The organism is Pseudoalteromonas shioyasakiensis, from assembly GCF_001550135.1.
Classification (GTDB): Bacteria; Pseudomonadota; Gammaproteobacteria; order Enterobacterales; family Alteromonadaceae; genus Pseudoalteromonas; species Pseudoalteromonas shioyasakiensis.
In genome coordinates, this window is record NZ_LRUE01000013.1 from 61,039 (window position 1) to 80,055 (window position 19,017).

Annotated in this window: 21 protein-coding genes; 7 read left to right on the plus strand and 14 right to left on the minus strand. The window is 40.6% G+C overall.

From position 1 onward, the window contains the following. Positions 1-216 precede the first annotated feature (216 nt). The 3 genes from gluQRS to sfsA all read right to left on the minus strand — a co-directional run bounded on the left by gluQRS (position 217) and on the right by sfsA (position 2,597). On the minus strand, positions 217-1,161 hold the full coding sequence (gluQRS, locus tag PASHI_RS05575; protein ID WP_062564858.1) for a tRNA glutamyl-Q(34) synthetase GluQRS: 945 nt from the start codon (positions 1,159-1,161) through the stop codon (positions 217-219). Between the two features lie 20 nt (positions 1,162-1,181). Further along, complete coding sequence (gene dksA / locus PASHI_RS05580) at positions 1,182-1,625, minus strand: RNA polymerase-binding protein DksA (RefSeq protein ID WP_054551179.1); 444 nt, start codon at positions 1,623-1,625, stop codon at positions 1,182-1,184. Positions 1,626-1,877: 252 nt separating this feature from the next. Continuing rightward, entirely contained in the window at positions 1,878-2,597 is a 720-nt protein-coding gene (gene sfsA, locus PASHI_RS05585; protein WP_062565101.1) for a DNA/RNA nuclease SfsA, read from the minus strand. A 149-nt stretch (positions 2,598-2,746) separates the two neighbouring features. On the opposite strand from sfsA, the gene pepB reads away from it, so the two are divergent. Together pepB and PASHI_RS05595 are read left to right on the plus strand one after the other, a co-directional pair. Then, a complete protein-coding gene (pepB, locus tag PASHI_RS05590; RefSeq protein ID WP_054560873.1) occupies positions 2,747-4,042 on the plus strand; it encodes an aminopeptidase PepB in 1,296 nt (431 codons plus the stop codon). Positions 4,043-4,249: 207 nt separating this feature from the next. Continuing rightward, positions 4,250-4,816: a phosphoribosyltransferase gene (locus tag PASHI_RS05595; RefSeq protein WP_054560872.1), complete on the plus strand. Its 567-nt coding sequence runs from the start codon at positions 4,250-4,252 to the stop codon at positions 4,814-4,816. 215 nt (positions 4,817-5,031) lie between these two features. Here PASHI_RS05595 and PASHI_RS05600 read toward each other — a convergent pair whose 3' ends face one another. Together PASHI_RS05600 and PASHI_RS05605 are read right to left on the minus strand one after the other, a co-directional pair. Beyond that, the gene (locus PASHI_RS05600; protein WP_062564859.1) at positions 5,032-6,960 is read right to left on the minus strand and encodes a hypothetical protein; all 1,929 of its coding nucleotides are present in this window, start codon (positions 6,958-6,960) and stop codon (positions 5,032-5,034) included. A gap of 361 nt (positions 6,961-7,321) precedes the next feature. Continuing rightward, positions 7,322-7,978 carry a Crp/Fnr family transcriptional regulator gene (locus tag PASHI_RS05605; RefSeq protein ID WP_054560870.1) on the minus strand — a complete coding sequence of 219 codons (657 nt, stop codon included), beginning with the start codon at positions 7,976-7,978 and terminating at the stop codon, positions 7,322-7,324. A 268-nt stretch (positions 7,979-8,246) separates the two neighbouring features. Here PASHI_RS05605 and PASHI_RS05610 point away from each other — a divergent pair, with 268 nt between their 5' ends. Then, positions 8,247-8,477, plus strand: coding sequence for a YgjV family protein (locus tag PASHI_RS05610; protein ID WP_062564860.1), 231 nt, complete (start codon positions 8,247-8,249; stop codon positions 8,475-8,477). Positions 8,478-8,479: 2 nt separating this feature from the next. On the opposite strand, the gene PASHI_RS05615 is transcribed toward PASHI_RS05610, so the two are convergent. From PASHI_RS05615 to PASHI_RS05635, 5 genes are all read right to left on the minus strand, one after another. After that, positions 8,480-10,120 carry an amidohydrolase gene (locus PASHI_RS05615; protein ID WP_062564861.1) on the minus strand — a complete coding sequence of 547 codons (1,641 nt, stop codon included), beginning with the start codon at positions 10,118-10,120 and terminating at the stop codon, positions 8,480-8,482. Between the two features lie 93 nt (positions 10,121-10,213). Further along, complete coding sequence (locus PASHI_RS05620) at positions 10,214-10,447, minus strand: EF-hand domain-containing protein (RefSeq protein ID WP_054560867.1); 234 nt, start codon at positions 10,445-10,447, stop codon at positions 10,214-10,216. A 4-nt stretch (positions 10,448-10,451) separates the two neighbouring features. Continuing rightward, the gene (locus tag PASHI_RS05625) at positions 10,452-10,685 is read right to left on the minus strand and encodes an EF-hand domain-containing protein (protein ID WP_054560866.1); all 234 of its coding nucleotides are present in this window, start codon (positions 10,683-10,685) and stop codon (positions 10,452-10,454) included. A gap of 103 nt (positions 10,686-10,788) precedes the next feature. Continuing rightward, positions 10,789-11,016, minus strand: a complete 228-nt coding sequence (locus PASHI_RS05630; protein ID WP_054551189.1) for a PLC family EF-hand domain-containing protein — start codon at positions 11,014-11,016, stop codon at positions 10,789-10,791. A 9-nt stretch (positions 11,017-11,025) separates the two neighbouring features. Then, positions 11,026-11,253 carry an EF-hand domain-containing protein gene (locus PASHI_RS05635; RefSeq protein ID WP_062564862.1) on the minus strand — a complete coding sequence of 76 codons (228 nt, stop codon included), beginning with the start codon at positions 11,251-11,253 and terminating at the stop codon, positions 11,026-11,028. 312 nt (positions 11,254-11,565) lie between these two features. Here PASHI_RS05635 and PASHI_RS05640 point away from each other — a divergent pair, with 312 nt between their 5' ends. From PASHI_RS05640 to PASHI_RS05655, 4 genes are read left to right on the plus strand one after another with little or no spacing between them, the layout of a single operon-like run. Next, positions 11,566-13,023 (plus strand): HAMP domain-containing sensor histidine kinase, encoded by a 1,458-nt coding sequence (locus PASHI_RS05640; RefSeq protein ID WP_062564863.1) that lies wholly within the window; start codon positions 11,566-11,568, stop codon positions 13,021-13,023. A 1-nt stretch (position 13,024) separates the two neighbouring features. Next, positions 13,025-13,552 carry a hypothetical protein gene (locus PASHI_RS05645; protein ID WP_062564864.1) on the plus strand — a complete coding sequence of 176 codons (528 nt, stop codon included), beginning with the start codon at positions 13,025-13,027 and terminating at the stop codon, positions 13,550-13,552. A gap of 2 nt (positions 13,553-13,554) precedes the next feature. Then, on the plus strand, positions 13,555-14,898 hold the full coding sequence (locus tag PASHI_RS05650) for a sigma 54-interacting transcriptional regulator (protein WP_062564865.1): 1,344 nt from the start codon (positions 13,555-13,557) through the stop codon (positions 14,896-14,898). A gap of 8 nt (positions 14,899-14,906) precedes the next feature. Continuing rightward, entirely contained in the window at positions 14,907-15,407 is a 501-nt protein-coding gene (locus PASHI_RS05655; protein WP_058585737.1) for a DUF1543 domain-containing protein, read from the plus strand. Positions 15,408-15,618: 211 nt separating this feature from the next. Here PASHI_RS05655 and PASHI_RS05660 read toward each other — a convergent pair whose 3' ends face one another. The 4 genes from PASHI_RS05660 to pdsR all read right to left on the minus strand — a co-directional run bounded on the left by PASHI_RS05660 (position 15,619) and on the right by pdsR (position 18,978). Continuing rightward, the gene (locus PASHI_RS05660) at positions 15,619-15,828 is read right to left on the minus strand and encodes a hypothetical protein (protein ID WP_054551195.1); all 210 of its coding nucleotides are present in this window, start codon (positions 15,826-15,828) and stop codon (positions 15,619-15,621) included. 50 nt (positions 15,829-15,878) lie between these two features. Further along, positions 15,879-16,049 carry a hypothetical protein gene (locus PASHI_RS21980; protein ID WP_156426462.1) on the minus strand — a complete coding sequence of 57 codons (171 nt, stop codon included), beginning with the start codon at positions 16,047-16,049 and terminating at the stop codon, positions 15,879-15,881. Positions 16,050-16,162: 113 nt separating this feature from the next. Then, positions 16,163-18,289 (minus strand): proteobacterial dedicated sortase system histidine kinase, encoded by a 2,127-nt coding sequence (gene pdsS / locus PASHI_RS05665; protein WP_062564866.1) that lies wholly within the window; start codon positions 18,287-18,289, stop codon positions 16,163-16,165. After that, positions 18,289-18,978, minus strand: coding sequence for a proteobacterial dedicated sortase system response regulator (pdsR, locus tag PASHI_RS05670; RefSeq protein WP_062564867.1), 690 nt, complete (start codon positions 18,976-18,978; stop codon positions 18,289-18,291). Before pdsR ends, pdsS begins: the two co-directional genes overlap by 1 nt. Positions 18,979-19,017 lie beyond the last annotated feature (39 nt).

The following is a 19,017-nucleotide window of genomic DNA, read 5'->3' on the forward strand; positions in this document are numbered from 1 at the left end:
AAAAGCTTAGAAATAATAATCTGTCTCCTACGACGCGGACTTTGCGACTCATCAAGTATAGCGTTTGTTTGATACTTCGCCGATGTGAGATTGACGTGTAATCAGTGTGTTTTAAATGGCGCTAAATTAAGGTGTTGATGATTCGCACACTTTGGGTCGCTATCATATACCAGCAGGGCTGAAAAATTAAGTTACTCGGCCTTTAAAATTGGCAATTTATTTTTCAATAGTAACAAAGTTACAAAAAGGAGAGTTTGGATCCTCGCTAACTTGTATTTCTTGCACCTTTGGTATGTGTTCAAGGCGGTAAGTTTCAATAGCCCAAGCTAACATCTGTTCGATATTTAACGATAAAAGTGAGCTTTCTGGCTTTAAGCCTAAAAAGCGCAAGGCATCGAACAACGCGGGCTTTGGATCTGATTTTGCTATTGCCGGAGCGTAATTTTGTTTTGATAGCTTAAAACCGGGTTTAGCTACTGCTAAAGGTAGGTGGGCGTATTCTGGGGCCGGTTTATTTAGCTGCTTAAACAAACTGAGTTGTCGTGCGGTCGGTTCGAGTAAATCAGCTCCGCGAACGACTCTTGTAATACCTTGTGCAATATCATCGGCGACTACGACCAGTTGGTAAGCAAATAAACCATCGCTGCGCTTTATTAAGTAATCTTCTTTGGCAAGTTGGCTATCAACAGACACTTTACCTTGAATTAAATCATGGTAGTGACTGGTTGCAAATTGCTGGGTTAAACGTAGCGCTGAATCAGTTAAAGCGTGGTTTTTATAACGGCAGTGGCCTTGGTATATCCCACCGATTGCTTTAATTTCTTTGCGCGTGCAATGACATGCATAAACAAGGTTTTTCGAAATTAACTCGTCAACAATGGCTTGGTATTGCTCATGACGCTGGGTTTGGTATATAACAGGCTCGTCCCAGTAAAGACCGTAAGCCTCTAAGGTATGTAATATATCGTCGCTAGCACCGCTTACAACACGCGTTGTGTCGATATCTTCAATGCGTACTAACCATTTTCCTTGATTGGCTTTTGCATCAAGGAAGCTACCCACAGCCGCTATAAGTGAGCCAAAATGTAATGGCCCTGAAGGGGATGGCGCAAAGCGGCCACGATATTCACGCATTGGCGTGTTAACGGCTGTGGTAGACATGGGCTAATTAAAGGATGTAATTAACCGCGTCCAGATTGCTTTTCTTTAATTTCCGCAAGCGTTTTACAGTCTACACATAAATCAGCTGTAGGACGCGCTTCTAGGCGGCGGATACCAATTTCGATACCACATGATTCACAGAAACCAAAATCGTCTTCTTTGATTAATTGAATCGTTTTTTCAATTTTCTTGATCAGTTTACGCTCACGGTCACGAGTACGAAGTTCTAATGAGAATTCTTCTTCTTGTGCTGCACGGTCTACTGGATCCGGAAAGTTAGCTGCTTCGTCTTGCATATGCGATTTAGTACGGTCTACTTCGTTACGTAAATCGTTACGCCAAGCTTCTAAAATTGTTTTGAAATGAGCACGTTGTGCTTCATTCATATACTCTTCACCTGGCTGTTCCTGATATGGTTCTAACCCGGCCTGAGCCAATAACCCTAGTCTTTTTTGGTCTGGCATAACTTTCTCCTAAATCCTTAATATTTTGCCCAGCGTTAGCCGGCGGCTATAAATAGCAGAATCATTAGACTGAGGCAAATTTATTTTTAATTAATCCTCTTGACCTTGCGCTAATGATTGCTCAAATAATTATGGGCGGTTTTGTAAGCCCTTAACTATCCATAAATTTTTTAAATTTGCTAAGTTATATGGGCAAAAAAAAATAATACAACTAAAATAGTGCTTTTATTGTCGTTTTCGTAAAAGAGTAGCTTAGTTCAGAAAATCACATTTTTCTTGCAACTTAATTTCTTCTGCCGAAATTTTTGCTTTATAAGCAATCACTTCAACACCATTATCTATAGCTTCAGTTAAAAGTTGGGCGTATTTTGAGTCGATATGTTTTGCCGCACTCACTTGATTGATACCTTCATGTAAAACTGCAAAAAATAGCACTGCACGATGCCCTTGTTGCACCATCTCTATTAGCTCTCGCAGATGTTTTTGGCCTCGCTCAGTTTTTGCATCCGGAAAATACCCTTGCCCAGATTGTGGTTCTGTTTGCGAAAGCAATGTCACAGATTTTACTTCTACATAGCAATGGGGTTTATGTTTATCTGTTAATAAAAAGTCGATACGGCTATTTTCTTGGCCGTATTTTACTTCTGCAGCAATTGTTTGATAGTCAACAAGTTCAGCAATCGCGCCTGCATTTAAGGCTTCTTGCACAACTTTGTTTGCAATCGCGGTATTAACACATATTAAGTGATCGAATTGGTTCTGAGTTAATTGCAAGGATTGAGGGAACTTACGTTTAGCATTATCACTGGTTGAATAAAACGCTTTAAACCCAGGCTCTGCACATCCCGTCATTTTGCCGGTATTAGCACAGTGAGCTGTAAACTCTGTGCCATCGGCAGTTTTTAAGTCGGCTAAAAAACGTTTGTAGCGTTTAATTAAGGTAGCTGTTTGTAATGCGGGAGTAAATTTCATGGCTCTTAGTAATTCGTTTTTCTTTATTGTAAGTGATTCATTACGAGGATTGAACCACATCTCATAATGCTATTTATCGCAAGCTGTTGGGAACTGACGTTGGCTGTAGTAAACTCGAGTAACATTTTTAGCGCAAAGAGTATTCTAACATGTCAGAAAAATTTCTAGTTCAACTTAGCGAGCAGGGCGCTGCCGCACATTGGGGCGAAAAAGCCGCTCTTTCTTTTACTGAACAAGGCGCAACTGTTCATTTAACTGAGCAAGATACACTTAAAAACGTACAAAAAGCAGCACGTACGTTAGCTAATCAAGGCTTAAAAAATATTGCCTTAGTGGGCGATGTTTGGTGTACAGAAACACAATGGGCTTTCTACCAAGGCTTTGTTTCACCAAAGAATTTAGATGCTATTGAGTTTGTTGAAAATGCAAAAACAGACGGCAAAGAATTGGCTTCTTTAAAGCAAGCTGCGACGTGGGCTCGTCAAATGATCAATGGCACAGCTGATGATATTTTCCCAGAGAGCCTAGCTGGTAAAGCAGCTGAGTTTATTCAGTCACTAGCACCTGAGCACGTAAGCTACCAAATTATTAAAGGTGATGCTTTATTAGAGCAACAATGGATTGGTATCCATGCGGTAGGCCGTGGTAGTGAACGTCCACCAGTATTATTAGCATTAGATTACAACCCAACTGGTGATGAAAACGCGCCTGTTGCAGCCGCTTTAGTTGGTAAAGGCATTACGTTTGATTCAGGTGGTTACTCAATCAAAGCAAGTGAAGGCATGTTAGGCATGAAATGCGACATGGGTGGCGCAGCAACTGTGACTGCAGGTTTAGCACTTGCTATTAGCCGTGGTATCAACAAACGCATTAAGTTGTTCTTATGCTGTGCTGAAAACTTAATTTCAGGCCATGCCTACAAACTTGGTGATATCTTAACGTATAAAAATGGCACCACAGTTGAAATCGTTAATACCGACGCTGAAGGTCGTTTAGTGCTAGCTGATGGCTTAATGGCTGCAGGTGAGTCTGGCGCGCCATTAATCATTGATGCAGCAACGCTAACAGGCGCTGCGCTTGTTGCTGTTGGTCAAGAGTACAATGCATTGTTCGGTCTTGATAAAGAGCTTGTACGTGACGTACAAGACTTTGCAGAGCAAGAAATGGAAGCTGCTTGGCCACTACCACTTGAAAAGTGGCACCAACAAAATTGCCCGTCGCCATATGCTGATACGGCAAACAGTCGTCCACAAAAAGGTGGTGGCTACGGTGGTGCTTCTAATGCGGCTGGTTTCTTATCACGCTTTGTGCCAAATGAAGGTAAAGGTTGGGTTCACATTGACCTTGCTGCTGCATTTAACATGGGTAGCACAAGCGAGTGGGCTGCAGGCGCAACAACACAAGGTATGCGTACCGTTGCAAGAACATTACTAGAAAAAGCATAAGCAATTACCTTTTTCTAGTTAATTAAAAGCCCCTTAACTTTATCTAAGTTAAGGGGCTTTTTTAATCTAAAGGGTAATTTTACAAACTGATACAAGCTTTTTTGAGTAAATTAGTATAAAATCACGCCCCACATTTTCTCATCCTGTGGTTAGTTTTTATTAAATTAGCTACACTTGAATGATCAATTCACACTGGGGTCTCTATTTATGTCAGATAAGTGCTATATCACTGCGCAGCAGCTTCTTGAAGATTCATTTCGTGTTGCGGCACAAGTTTATGAAGATGGTTTCCGTCCTGATTTCATCATTGGTATTTGGCGTGGTGGTGCTCCAATTGGTATCGCAGTTCAAGAATATTACGATTACAAAGGTATAGAAACTGACCATATCGCAGTGCGTACTTCTTCGTATTACGGTATTAACCAGCAATCTAAAGAGATCAAAGTTCACGGTTTGCATTACATCATTGAAAATGCCAATGCAGACAATTCATTACTAATCGTTGATGACGTGTTCGATTCTGGCCGCAGTATTTTTGCATTAAAAGAAAAGCTTTCGGAGTTAATGCGTTTAAACCTACCACGTGATATTCGCGTTGCATGCCCATATTACAAGCCGAAGAACTCAAAGGTAGACATGGTGCCAGATTACTTCATTCATGAGTCTGAAGAGTGGTTAGTGTTCCCTCATGAACTTTCAGGCCTAACGCCAGACGAAATTATCGAAGGTAAATCTGATTTAGCGAACATCCACGACATTTTACTTGAAAAGTAACCTTGTCCAAATTTTTCATAAAAGGCTCTTAGTGAGCCTTTTTTATTGTCTTAAATTAAGAGCGTAAAACTCCCTATTGATAATAGGGTAGTTTAAGCTGCACAAATGCATTGATGCTTATCAAAAAAGAAAAGATTGGTGTTTATGTATATTTTTTAAAGGCAATAAAAAACCGCGCATAAGCGCGGTTTTAAAAGCTTTATTAGCGTCGTGGACTAGCCACCGTTACCAGAACCACCAGTACCACCAGTACCACCAGTACCACCTGTGATTGGTTGCTCAACAACTTCACAAACTGTAGGTATATCAAGAGTTACAGGTGTTGTGTTTACCTCTAAATCTTGAGAAAGCCATTGTCTATTACCATAGTCATAATATCTAATTGAATAGCTTGAACCTTCCTCTAAAGCAACATTAAATGTAGCACCTTCTCCATAGTAAGTATTTACAAGTGCATTACCTGAGAATAGACGAGAATATGTAGGTGTAGGAACTGGATCAGCGTTAACATCAAAGTCTTCAGTGTTACTACAAACTAACTGAGTAGTAACTTGCTTAGAAATAATGCCAGGGTTTGAAGTAGTTAGCTTTAAAGTTTCGCCATCTAAATCACAAATATTACTAACGCTCAATTTCGTAGCAGTAGTACCCGCATCACTTGCTAAACCGGCTAAAACGTTTGCACCCTTTTGACGTATTTTCAATGTAACAGGGAAGCCAGGAGGATTAGCTATATTAGCTTGTGAATAATCGCCTCTATTAGCTCTTAAATTACGAACATTACGGCGGAAACCGTTATTCTCAATTACTAGACTATATCGGCCTGCATTTGGTTGGTCGTTACTGTCAACAATATCGAATGATACGCTAGAACATTGATTATTGTTGAAGTAATCTAAGTTCCAATAAGATAAGTGATTAACGTCTACAGAAACGTCAAACGTGTCTGCACTATCATTGTCTGTAACTTCACCATAGCTTTCAAAAGACCACTTACCAGCGTCTTCATCATAACTCCAAACTGGGAATACATCACCTACAGCGATTTTACGAGCTGTTGGAGAAGTTAACGTACAAACACCCATGCTGTAGCCATTAGCTTCTGCATATGCCGAAAGGTCAGTTGTACCAGCCGGAACTGAAACTGGACATGGGTTTGAAGTATTCTGATCTACCTGCATTGCAACAGTAAGAGAGTTTCCTTCACCGAATGTTTTTACTTTATTACCAGCATCATCAGTAAGCTCGATTGCAACGAAACCACCTGATGTAAATGAACCAGAAACATTTGAATCTGAGCCATCAGGGTTTGCAACAGAAAGGGCTAAACCACCAGGAAATGCATCAAGAGATGAATTTTCAACTGTAGCGCTATCAGCTTCAGTTTCATTACGTGTTGCTTCGTTAGCAAAGTAAGCCACAGTGATTTCAGGCACTGTTTCTAAAGCTGTACCGTCAGCAGTTAAAAACTGAGTACCGTTTTTAATTTTAACAGTAGTACCACCAACAGCAACGCCAGCTTTGTTTACAGATTGAGGAAGTTCAATTTCGTCTTTATCACCAGAAACACTTAAGCCGGTTGTTGGATCATAGGCTACAGTTGTATTTTCACCTTCAGGTACTAAAGATTCTAATGATTTAGTTTCTGCAACAATAGGAACATCAGAATCAGCTAAATTACGTGGCGTTAGTCGGATTTCATCAGCTGCTACGTTTTCAGTAGTTGTTACTGTGAATGAGCCAGAATTATTTAAGTATCCTTCAGCAGAAACAACATAATCGTAAGTTACGCCGTCAGCAGGGATCGACTCAAGAGTAAAGCTGAAAGCTCCATCTGTAGTTGACTTGTCTTCATCAGAAAGTGCATCACCAGCAACACTTAGTAAGCCATCTTCAGAAGATGTAAATGTGATGGTTGCCGTCACTGATTCATCAAGCAATTCGCCTGTAGCATCAATTAAGCTAACGGAGATAGCACCTGCTTGAGTCTCAGCTGCCGTAGGTGGAACTGCTACATCTTGTGTTGGAACTGGTGGCTCAGGCACTGTGTCGTTTTTGTCGTCATCACTCAAACAACCACTTAAGCTTAAAGTGACACCTAACGCTAGCGCTAGCTTGGTTAGTTTAAATTCATTGTTTCCCATAATCGTTACCTTTCTTTCCTTTCTCGTAAAGTAATCAGACTTTTATTAGAGCAAATAGTACCGGTTTGTGCACCGAAAAAACGCCACACATGGTTATCTGTTATTGAAGGATAAGCGTACATTATATATACGTCAAGTGAACATTATATATACTTTCATTAATAAAATAAGAAAGTTCTGTCTTATCTTTCAAGTGCAACAGCTGATAACAAACCGCTTTGCTAAATTGTAATATAGAGTCTTACTGTTAAGAAGCTTAACTCTATGAATATTTATAGATTATCCAACTGAACTTGTGCTGACTTTGCTTTTCAGTTTGGTAATATTATTTTAAAGCATTTAAGAAAAATTTGTAACACATTTATAACTGCGCAAAACTTTCTACGTAGTCACTAAGCTTGTCGATATCTACCACTTGTAAACCTTGATTGCTTCGCTGCACTAAGCCTTTTTCAACTAGTTCTGTAACTACTCGTCTATAAGCTCTTTCTGTGGTAGCAAAGCGCTCAGCTTCAGCATTTACGGTAGGGTAGGCACGCAGTAGTGTTGGGTTGCTGTTTTCTGCTCTTAATAAGCAATCTTTAGCTATGTTGTAGCTTAGTGGTAATAGCAGCTTATCTAAGTTTATTTTTTGGTTTTCTTGGAACTTAGCAGCAATTGTTTGCGCCGTGTACAAGCTTAACTCTGGCTTTTCTAATAGTAGTGCGCGCCAGTGTTTAAGCTCAATTAGGTTATAACTTACATCGCTAAAGCACGTAACTGTGTAAATACACGGGTAGTTATTCAGTGCTTCAATCTCACCAATCAGTGTGTTGTTACAATCAAGCTGGCCCAAAAGAAGGCGTCGGCCATTACCCACGTCATAGCTGAACGACACTGTGCCGCTTCTCACTAATACGAGTTTTGACAAAGGTTGATCTTGGTGGATCAGCACTTCTTTTTTAGCTTGTTGAAAACTACTGCCAGCAAATGTCAGTAATTGGTCAACAAGATAGCTTGAAAAATGATATTGAAACATTAACGCCGCTCTTCGGACAATTGTCCTATTTATTACATCTTAATGACGTTAGCATTAAGATTCTAAGAATTTACGCTAACTTGCTAGTAAGGTGTTTCACGTTACTGATACCTTCATTTCCCGTGTAATGATTTTAAAGCCAAGATTATTCTTAAGCTTTACAAGGTTTTTAGTAAGTTAGCTTTTTTATTTTATTGTCAAACTAGCACAGAGTGCGTCAAAAAAAATGACAAGCTCCAATGCTAACCTAAAGCCTAGGAGAGAACAATTGAGTTGGGAATATTTAGGCTATTTAGCGTCAGCACTGTTGGTTGCTTCTTTGACAATGAGCGATGTAGTAAAACTACGCTGGCTCAACCTAGCAGGATGTATTGCATTTACCTTCTACGGGCTGGCAATTGGTGCCGTTCCGGTAGCCTTTACCAATGGCTTACTGGCGTTTGTAAATATTTACCACATCGTTAAATTAAAGCGTCAGCAAAAAGCTGACGCTAAGTAGCATTATTCCTCTTTTTTATATTTTAGCTCGCCCGCAATCCAAGTTTGCGTCACGTTTATATCGTGGATCTCAGAAACTGGGGCTTTGTAATAGTCTTTATCAATCAAAATAAAGTCAGCCCACTTTCCTTGTTCTAAACTACCTACCTTAAACTCTTGATGTGCAGCATAAGCACCACCTAAAGTAAACGCACGCAAAGCTTCATCACGCGATAGCAGCTCTTGTGGTCGCCAGCCACCTTCAGGAAGTTGATTATGATCCATTCGTGTAATGGCTGAATATAAGCCATCAAACGGATCAGCAAGTTCTACAGGAAAGTCAGAACCTGCTGCAATTACAGAGCCTTGCGCTAAAAAGGTTTTCCAAGCATACGCCCCTTCAAGTTGTTTTTCAGTTAGGCGCTGCTCTGCCATATGCATATCAGAGGTTGCATGAACAGGCTGCATTGATGGAATAATTTTTAACGTTTTAAAACGAGGGATATCTTCAGGAGTAACAATTTGTGCATGTTCAATTCGGTTACGCAGTAAAATCCCACCGGTTTTTTTAAACACATTTTCATAGGCATCTAGCACAACATGATTGGCTTTATCACCAATGGCGTGGGTGTTCGCACTAAAGCCATGGGCAAAGCTTAAGTTGAATAGTTGCTCAAGTTTTTCTTGGGTTTCAAGCATTAAGCCATGGTGATTTTTACGATCAGCGTATTCCTCGATAAGGGCTGCGCCTCGGCTTCCTAAAGCACCATCCGCATACACTTTGACACTTCGAATCGACAGCATGTCATTCATGTCTTTATATTTGCCCGCTTTGAGCATGGTTTCTAGTTGAGGATCGGCAGCACTTAGCATGGCAACGATTCTTACGGGAAGGGTATTTTGCTCAGAGCGCTGCTTGTACACTTGCCACGTGTCGTAATCGATACCGGCATCATGGGTTGATGTAATACCCAAACTTAGTAGATGTTTACCTGCATTATCTAATGCCGTATTAATGCTGGCATGGCTTGCTTTTGGTACATGTTGGGTAACAAGCGTTTCGGCTTTATCAATGAATACCCCTGAAGGTAAGCCAGAATCTAACTTTAAAATTTCACCGCCGGCAGGAGAGGGAGTTTGTTTGGAAATACTTGCAAGTTCCATGGCTTTTGAATTAACCCACACAGCATGGCCATCAACGCGAGAAAGCACCACAGGTTTGTCTTTTACATATTTGTCTAAATCAGCTGCAGTTGGAAACTCACCGCCTGGCCACTGCTCTTGATTCCAACCGCGACCAATGATCCAACCTTGTTTATCTTTGGCAAACTCAGCCAGCATTTTGCCAACCTCATCTGCCGAGTTCGTATTTCTGACATCAAGTTGTGAAAGGTTATTACCTAAACCAATTACATGGCCATGAGCATCGACTAAGCCAGGTAACAACGTGGCTTGCTTGCCATCAATTGCGGTGGCGTCAGGGAAGCTATTTTTAATTGAGTCATTGCCTGTTTTTACGACTTTACCGTCTTTAAAAACCAGTGCAGAAAAGTGTTGGGTTTCGCCTTTGTAGGTAGGCGTGTAGCCATTTATATTATAAATAACAGTGGTGTTGGCAAAGCAGCTAAGTGAAGCTGTTGCTAGTAAGCTGATGATGAGTTTCATAATCTTCTAATAGTTTTTATTGATTTATGAAAACAGTATCAGAGTTGCAGTAAACTGCAACTCAGCAGCAAGTAAATAGTTAATTGTAACGCTTTATTTGCTTGCGTAGACCTTAAATTCACTAAGCGATAATTTATTATCTTTATCGCTGTCGTAGTTTTTGAAACGTGACCACAGAGCAGGGTCTCTCGCTGACTCTGAACGAGTCAGGTAACCATCGTCATTACGATCAAGTTGTTTAAATTTTTCACCAATACTATCTGCAGCAAAACTTATTGTGCTAAATACACCACATAAAATTAGGCTGGCAAAGGTTAATTTTGACATTATTTTAACTCTTGTTTGTTAAATAGTGTTTAAATTCAAGGAGCGAGATTTGTTGATCTTTATCTGTATCCCACTGTGCTATGCGTTTTTGCAAGTGCGGTTGAGAAGACAGTTCCTGCACAGATAAAAAACCATTTTTATCTTTATCAAGGTGATCAAATCTTTGTTTTACATCCAATGCTAAGCTATTGAAGCTTATAGTAATTAAGGTACATGAAGCAAGCCAGAAAATTCTCATAATTACTCTCCTTTATAAATAAAAGCGCTTGCCATAATTTAACTCCCAAAATTTAAATCCGTTTACACATTCCCTCTGGGATTATGGCAAGCACTTTAAGCCGTTAAGGTTTAAATTTTTCAAACTCTTGTTCAGACAGAACCTGATCGCCGTTTTCATCCAGATCGGCAAATTGCTTAAGTAGGTTATCGTGTTTGGTTGCTTCAGTTAATGAAATCTCGCCGTCGGCGTTTGTATCAAATTTAGCAAATCGAACATCCATTTGTGATGCTAAAACGGTGGCGCTGATAACTAAAAACATTAGCGAGAATGCAGCTAATAGTTGTTTCATTACAATCTCCTATTGAATAAACGACTGAAACTCAGAAAATGAAATTTGGCCATCTTGGTTACTATCAATTTGCGTAAAGTTGCCATGTAATAATGCATCTTCAGATGCTTCTGCTTCACTCAAAAAACCATTACTGTCTTTATCGAGTTCGTTAAACGTTGTTTGCAAATCAAGTGCATAACTACTTAACGAGATGAGACTTATAAGCAGGGTGGCTGCCAAGGCCGTTACTTTCATTTTGTGTCCTAAATAACTAATTTGCTTAGTACTAATCAAAATCAGTGCCAATTTTAAAAGTTCTTAATTATCAATTAGTTATTAATTTTATGTGGTTTTGAATGCGAAATAGTTACAGGGTATTGTGTCTTTTTTGCAACGATTTTCAGGTGTTAAAAGTTTATTCTTATTATTTCAATTAGTTAGCATGTTGCCAAATAGCAACTTTGTATCGGTTTTTGGGTAAAAATCAGCACTTTTTAAGGTCGGATTCAGCGAGTGTCTAAGTTTGTTCACTAATAATCTGCATCTGCAATTATGTTGAGAGTGAATATGCAAAATACAGTAGCGATAAAAATAAAACAGTTACTCAATTGGCGACCTAGTCTTATTGGCCAGTTCGTCTGTAGCATTTTGCTGTCTTTACTACCGTTATCTTTGGTGGTGATTTTATTTTTAAATGCGCTTAATAAGCAGCTTGCGGTGACTCAAGAAATCGTCGGTGACAATTACGAAATTACCAAAGCATTTAACAACCTCAAACAAGACTTAAATAGCCTTGAACGAGCAACTCGACAAAACTGGGTGCTCAAAAGTGAATCCCTCGATAGCTTGATTGCCAACAAGTGGCAATCGTCACTGCAAAGTGTCGATGAGCTCATTTTCTTAAGCCCAACCGCTGATTATGTCTCGCAGTGGCGGCAATTGGCTGAGGTATTACAATTTGCGCATCAATATTTATTAATAGAACAAAAGCAAGATGGTGAGCTGTTTGCACCCGCTAGTAAGCTTATCAGTGAGCAAACAAATTGGCTCAAAGAGCAAAATGAATTACGCATCACAAAAAATCAGCAGCAATTAAAAGCACTTCAAGCTTCATTTATTAATTGGTTGGTTGCGTTAATTCCACTCACTTTATTGGTCGGGGGAGGGTTTCTTTGGCGGATCAGCGGACGGCTCAGAGAACTCACAAATGTAATTGATAAACTTGGACAAGGCCATTGGCAGCAAAAAATTCAAGTTCGAGGCTCGTCAGAGTTAGTTGAATTAGGTAATAAACTTGAGTGGGTTCAAGCGCAGTTACATATGCTTGAGCAGCAAAAAGATACGTTTTTACGCCATGTGACACATGAACTAAAAACGCCCCTTGCTTCGATGGTTGAAGGCACAGATTTACTTGCAGATGAAATTGTTGGCCCAATCAATAGCGAGCAACAAGCTGTCCTTGAGTTAATAACACAAAGTATGGTGCGACTCAGAGCCATGATTGAAAGCTTATTGAGTTACAACGCGATTCGAACGAGTAAGCAAAGCCTAAGCGAGCTTAACTTTAACTTGATGATGAATAAAATTGAGCGTCATTTTGAGCACCGATTATCAGCGCGTGATTTATCCATTACTTGGGTTAACGAGTTACCAAATAAAGCCTTGTTTATCTCAATTGAGCTACTTGAAATGGTGCTTATTCAGCTTACCTCAAATGCGCTGAAGTTTTCGCCGGAACACGAGTCAGTGACAATAAAAGCAAGCTTAAAACAGGGGCAGTTAATTTTGAGTGTCAGCGACTTAGGAGTAGGGATAGAAGATACTGAAAAAGCCGCTGTGTTTGGGGCTTTTTACCAAGGTAAGAATGCAAAACAACATACTGAAATGGGCAGCGGGCTTGGTTTAACCATAGTTAAAGAAACCGTTGAACAATTAAACGGTAAGCTCTCTATTACAGATAATGAGCCACAAGGGTGTGTATTTACAGCCATTTTACCAATTCAATTAACCCAAGGAGTTAACTGATATGGGCTTAGCGAATAAAGCCAGTTTTATGCTTGTTATAGGCACACTTTTTATAACAGGGTGCACGATCACGCAAAAGCATGTTGAGCCAGAGCAAGTAGAGCCGACAACAGGTGTGAAACCTCAAGGGCAACCTAATCCAAAGCCTCGGCCGAAAAGTGAGCCGTTATACCCGCCTACAAGTACAGTCATTGCTTGGCATGCTGCTAAGTGTGGTGGCTTTAAAGCAAGCTCTGATAAAGCAAATTATGTTGGTGAAAATGAGCTAAAGCGTCTGTTTGAGTCGATTTGTTTACTCGGGGCTTCTGAGCCAGAAAAAGCCCTTAATCGGCTTGAACAAAGTGACCATGCTTTTTATTGGCCAGATGATATTAAGCAGTATCTTTGGTTACAAAAGCAATATTTACAACAGAATTTAGCGGCAAAACAAGCTAAGCAAGCGCTAAGTGATGAAATGGAAAAAACCTTATCGTCGCTTGCGACTATCGAACAACAACTTCTGCTACGTGATGAGACCAAGGAGCAGTAACCATGAATGAAGTAACAAAACCACGGGTTTTATTAGTAGATGACGATGCGAGTTTATTAAAGTTACTAGCGATTAGAATTGAGTCAAAAGGCTATTTGGTAAGCACAGTTGAAAGTGGCATTGAGGCATTACAAACGTTAAAAAACCAAACCTATGATGCGGTGATCACTGACTTAAGAATGGATGAAATGGACGGCATGGCTCTACATCGCCAGTTACAAAGTCGTTATCCTTCAATGCCGGTGATTATGATGACAGCACATGGTTCGATACCTGATGCAGTGGAAGCGACGAAGCAAGGTATATTTGCATTTATTACCAAACCGGTTGATAAAGATGAGCTGTTCGACAGCCTTGCTAAAGCTATCGAGATCCATGGTGTACATGGTGATGAAACACCCACACAAACAAATATTGTCACCCGTAGCGGCGCGATGTTGCATCTACTTGAGCAAGTTAAATTGCTTGGTCCAACGCAAGTGAATGTGTTGATCTCAGGTGCCAGCGGCACAGGTAAAGAGCTGCTTGCACAAGCGATACATCAACACAGCCATGTTAGTGACGGGCCATTTGTGGCAATTAACTGCGGCGCTGTGCCGGGGGAGCTTTTAGAATCTGAATTGTTTGGGCATAAAAAAGGCGCGTTTACTGGCGCAGTCAAAGACCATCAAGGTTTGTTTCAACAAGCACAAGGTGGTACCCTTTTTCTAGACGAAATTGGTGATATGCCGCTAAATTTACAGGTAAAACTACTGAGGGTTTTACAAGAGAAAACCATTCGCCCTGTGGGCTTTCAAGAAGAGATCCCAATTGATGTGCGGGTGGTGTCGGCGACTCATAAGAACCTCCCTGAGGCAATCAATAATCAGCAGTTCCGTGAAGATTTATATTACCGATTAAATGTGGTGAACTTAAAATTGCCTCCGCTTTGTGAACGCCGAGAAGATATTAGTTTGCTAGCACAGCATTTTGCAGGTCTAATTGCTAAACGTATGGGGCAAGAGCAAAAGCAGTTTGCCAATGATGCGATGCATGCTCTGATTCGCTATGACTGGCCGGGTAATATCCGTCAATTACAAAATGTGATAGAGCAGGTAGTAGCCCTTACACCTGGTAAAGTGATTGCTGCTCAGTTAGTTGAGAGTGCATTAAACAGTAATGTTAGTATTGCTGAGCCACTTTCGTTAAATGATGCAAAAAAAGAATTTGAGCGAGACTATTTAATTAATACGCTGAAAATGTCAGCGGGTAATGTTGCCGAAGCCGCAAAGCTTGCGAAACGTAATCGCTCAGATTTTTATAAATTAATTAAAAAGCACAACATTAATGTTGAAAGCTTAATATAAGGAAAAACATGGCGCTTTTTTTAGTCTATCTGGGTGGTCGTATTCAAGGTTGTCACATTGAAATGCACGACGTTCGATTTGTCGTAGGTGATAACATTGAGCAAACCTATTCAAAATTAAAAGCACAGTGGGTGGGTGATAAAAGCAATGTGCACATGGATAGTTACATGCAAATTCAGCACATCGATGGCTATCAGGTCGAAGTGGTTGATACTGCGCATCACCAAGCCGAAAAACTGTATTTTGTAAATTTAGGTGCCTATCGAGCTGATAGTCTTGCGGAGCAACATGATTTTGCATTGTACGTTGCCCGTAGCAGTGAAGAAGCAAAGCAACGCGCTAAAGAGTCTTTATTGGCGGGAATGACTCATCTTCATAAAGATGACTTACACGATGTAGACGATTGTTTTGCTATTGATTTATTAGATAGCAACTTATCAATAAAATTAACGCCAAGCGGGCAAGCTCAAGCAATGAAGCCCGATTGGTTTGGCTATCACGTTCTGTAATACCAATCCGCAATAATACTTAATCATTTTGAGGGATTAAACCTGTCGCTACCTGCGTTAAAAATTTCTGATTTACGACTGCATGGATGCAGAAGGTAGAGCAATGCAGGAGCAATTGCCGAGCACAACTAAATAACGAAATGTTTGCCTTGCTATCAACAAGGTTTTCTTGCCTCAAAATAGACCACTTAATTAAGCCAATTGGTATAAGCTATTCTTGGTTATCGTTTTTACTGGCAACTTTAAAGGCGATGATCACCAATCCAAATAAGGCAAATGGCAGTGCAGCAAGTAAATACTCAACGGTATGGCTGTCTTGATAGTTAGGCTGGAGTAGGAAGTGACCTGCAACACAAAGTAAAATAGCCACGAATAAAACGGGCAGTAAAATCAGTTCTTTTTTAGGTGAGTGTTTTTTCATTACAAGGCGTTATATTCCAAAGGTGCGCCATTGTAATGATCTCGCCTTACTCAGGTCAAATAAGTTGCTTTGTAGTTTGCTTTATATTGCGCTGTATCAACTTTTTTTGTGTCAGCTTTTACAGGCTGCTTTTTTGGAGCCGCTGGTTTATCGGTTGCTTCATTATAGCTAAATAGCCCCATAATGAACTCAATCTCTTCACGTTGTAACCCAGATCGCATGATGCCCTCCAAAGAATAATTTGCCTTTTGTATTACAAATATTACGTCCTGTAATCTGAATTATCGGTGAATACCCAGTCATTAAACTGTAATCATATGTAACGCAAATATGCTTATTTAATAGGCAGCTCCACAGTAAACACAACACCTGTGCCATCATCTAAATTTTCTGCCAATACTTTACCGTGATGGTAATCGCAAATAAGCCTTACAATATAAAGACCTAAACCCAAGTGGGGCTGCTGCTGATGTTGCTGACTTCTCACCGAGACCATTGAGTCGAAAATGTGTTCAACTAAACCGTCAGGGAGCAAAGGCCCTTGGTTGCTGACTTTTAATAATGCATGGTGCTCTTGCTTGGTTAAGCTGACTGAAATTGTGCTTTGCGGGGTTTTAAACTCAAGTGCATTGTTGATGAGCTTATCGAGTAATTGCGCAATAAATTCTGGTGCGCCACTAACATTTAACGGCTCCTTACAAAGCGACAAGGTAAATAGGCTTTCACCATAGGTTATTTGATAGCCCTGCATGCAGCCGGTGATCACCTTGGTCAGGTCAAACTCTTCTGCCTCGGCATTTTGAATACTTTGTTCAAGGCGCGTTGCTTCACTCATGGTGGTAATAATTTTACCTAACCGCTCAACCCCTTCACTGGCACGGTCGAGGTATTTTTGACTCAGTTCAGATTGCGGCTGCATTTGTAAGTTTTCAAGTGATGAGCGCACAACAGCCACGGGCGTACGCAGTTCATGGGAGAGTCGTGATGACATATTTTCTAGGTAATCAGTATAACCACTTAAACGGCTAACAATGTTGGCAAAGCTGCGAGAAAGGTCGCCAATTTCGTCATTCGAATCGGCATAAGTAATCTTGCCAGTGATCCGCCCTTGAGCATCAATAGCTTGCTCGGCATTATCACGTAAGCGGCGAATACGGCTGGAAATTCTTGAAGCAAAAAAGAACAGTGTCACAGTACCAACAAGCATCACCGCTAAAATCACATTAAAGAGCTTTTCTAAGGATTTATTACGCAGAGTGCGCACGCCGTTGGTGGTTTCTTCTGCGATTACTGCACCAATGACTTTGTCTTGGATCCAAATAGGGTAGGCCGCCGATAAAATAACGGCTTTGTTATCTGGGGTTAAGCGCCATGATGATGCGGGTTTACCATTTAAAGCACTGGCTATGTGAGTACCTTGCATCGCTGCGACATCATGCAAGGTATCAATAAACTCATTTTCTGGGCGAGTTAAAATTTTATAGTAAAGTGGGTGTAAGTAATCTTGCTCAAAGCGTTGCCACCAGGTTGTTGCAGGCTCCTCTTTTAGGCCGTCTGCCCAAACGCCATCGGCATGATGAATTGAGCCTGATTGCGCAAGTACGCGATGATGGTTATCGACGACCCAAATTCGGCTGCCACTGTGGCCCATGCCTTTCAAAATACGGTTAATTTCTGGTGAAGGCACTAAAACAGAGCCGATATCATTGGGGTTTTGTAGGTTTGAGGTCGACATAAGCTGAGGCTCAACCTTGTCTTCATCCCAATCTTCAATCGCAAAACCAAGCTTATTACCTAGCATCGAAAGCGGGAAACGCAGCTCTATGTTGTAACCTGTGTCGGTGCTTTTAAAATAGCCTTGGATTTTAGTGACAGGCTCCTGTGTTGTGGCATCAAAGGCATTAACCCAACCATCTTGACGGGCGGCCACCACATAACTTTTAAATTCACCTTCAGGTGTTTTTAACATGATCTGTAAGTGATCATTACGGGTAAAGCTAAGCACATTTTTAGCACGATACACCAGGGAGCTGTCAGTGACTTTAAAAGCCGCATAAAGGTAGTTTTCGTATTTGCCTACCATGTGATCAAAACTTAGATCACTTTCTTGATGCTCATTGCTTAGCCCTTGTAAGTAGCGCTTGTCATAATGCCAAAATAAGCTTTGATAAGGCTGCCATTCCGACAATTTACCATCAAGTTGAATCGGGTTATTTAGATTATAGGCATATAAATCTCGGCCTTTTACAACTTGATCTAAAAAGTTGGTTTGCGAGTCAAACAAAGCGGGGCGCTCATGTAATGCGGTTGCGAGTGCGCGGGTGGTGCCCACTAAGGTTTTTTCTTGCCCTTGTCTTAAGAACTTTTCCATTTCCCAAACATATTCATAGCCAAGCCAAGGCAATAAAAATAAAAAGCAGGATAAGAAAATAAACTTTGTTCTAAGCCCCAAACGCAGCATTAAGCTTGCTCCCAGCGATAACCCATACCGTAAACGGTATCAATGCAGTCAAATGCATCATCTAAAGCAATAAACTTTTTACGAATACGTTTTACGTGTGAGGTAATAGTGCTGTCATCAACATAAATCTTCGCATCACTCATTAATTCGTTGCGGCTTTTAACATGGCCTGGACGCTGTGCAAGTGAATGTACCATCCAAAATTCTGTCACAGTTAAATCAACCAGTTGCTCTTGCCAAAAAACCTGCATGCGCTGGGTATCTAACTTTAACGGGCCGCGATGCAAAAGAGCGGTTTGATCGGCGGGTTGGTCGAAGGCATCAAGGCGTCTAAACAATGCGCCAATTCGAGCAGCAAGGTGCGCCATACTGATGTCTTTAGTTAAGTAATCGTCTGCTCCCATGCGCAGGCCACATACGGTATCAATTTCGCTATCACGGGCGGTTAAAAATATAATCGGTAAGGTTTTAGAAAGACTGCGTAATGTTTGGCAAAGTAAAAAACCACCATCCACTTCATGGCCAAGGCCAATATCAACAATGGCTAAATCAGGTAAAGATTGACTAAATGCCAGTTCAGCACTGGATCTGTCAGCAAAGCCTACAACCTGATAGCCCTGAGCGCTGAGCATTTCAGTGTAGTTTTCTCGGATTGCTGTTTCATCTTCAACGATTGCTATTTTCTTCATTGTTAATACTTACTTAAATTCTTTCTATAGTGAACTATA